The following is a 1,090-nucleotide window of genomic DNA, read 5'->3' on the forward strand; positions in this document are numbered from 1 at the left end:
CCCCCCCCCAAGAGATGAATCGATGAAAGACACGAAGGAAGCGCGCGATTCCAGCCTCAATAAAATCGCCGGTAATCCAAACGCGCCTGAACGAAAACCACGCAAACACCCACGACAGTTCACTCTGGTAGAGAAACGAAGCCTGGAGGCCAGCGTCGCCATTGCAACGGAGACCCTAGAGCAGATCGCCTTCCAGCACACCGTGCTCTGCCAAACCTGCATGCCGTACCGCAATCCTGGGGATGAAGTGAGGGTTTGGGAGCGTAAGCAGGGTTCGATTCTCTTACACATCGAGGCAGGATATGCCATCGATCCCAGTACCGAACGGTACACCAAAATCGGCCTCCCGTTCGGCCCCAAGGCGCGCTTGATCCTGGCTCACCTGAACGCCGAGGCGCTTAAGACCGGATCTCCCGAAATCGAAGTCGAGCGCAGTCTGACGGCCTTTGTCCGGCGTCTTCAGGACCAAACCAAACGGGGAAAATCGGGACCGAACGGTCGCGAAATCCATGTGTTTAAGGACCAGTTAGGGCGCTTATCTTCTGCCCTTATTCGCGTCGCTACAGTCCGTAACGACCGCGCCGTACAGATCGATGGAAAGGTTGTTTCCGGCTTAGACATCTGGTTTCCAAAGGACGAACAACAGCGTGTCCTGTGGCCTTCGACCATCCAGCTTAGCCTCGATTACTTCGTGAGCCTACAGAAGCACGCCGTACCCCTCAACGAGCGCGCGCTGGCGGCGCTGGCGCACTCCGCTATGGCCCTGGATATCTACGCCTGGCTCGCCCAAAGGTTGCACCGTATCCCTCATGGGAATCCGCAGTTAGTCTCGTGGGCGGCCGTCAAGGGGCAGTTCGGGATAGAGTTCGGGCGGATGAACAAATTCAAACAGAAATTCCGTATCGCATTGTCACAGGTCCTTCTGTGCTACCCGAAGGCCAAGATTGAGGTAGACGACAAAGGCCTAACCCTAAGACACAGTCCACCCCCGATTTCTGCGCGCGTGATCCTTGTGGAAAAACCTGGTGATCAGTGAAGTTATCCACGGGCACTTGGGTGCACAATCCACGGGCACTTGGGTGCACAATCC

General features: G+C 56.4%; 1 protein-coding gene. It reads left to right on the forward strand.

The features are described 5' to 3' along the window. Positions 1 to 1,036: replication protein RepA (locus tag N434_RS25455; RefSeq protein WP_210206072.1), on the forward strand; the 1,036-nt coding region annotated here is incomplete at its 5' end. Positions 1,037 to 1,090: the final 54 nt, after the last annotated feature.

The sequence above is a fragment of the Rhizobium sp. UGM030330-04 genome, assembly GCF_003208455.1.
GTDB lineage: Bacteria > Pseudomonadota > Alphaproteobacteria > Rhizobiales > Rhizobiaceae > Agrobacterium > Agrobacterium rhizogenes_A.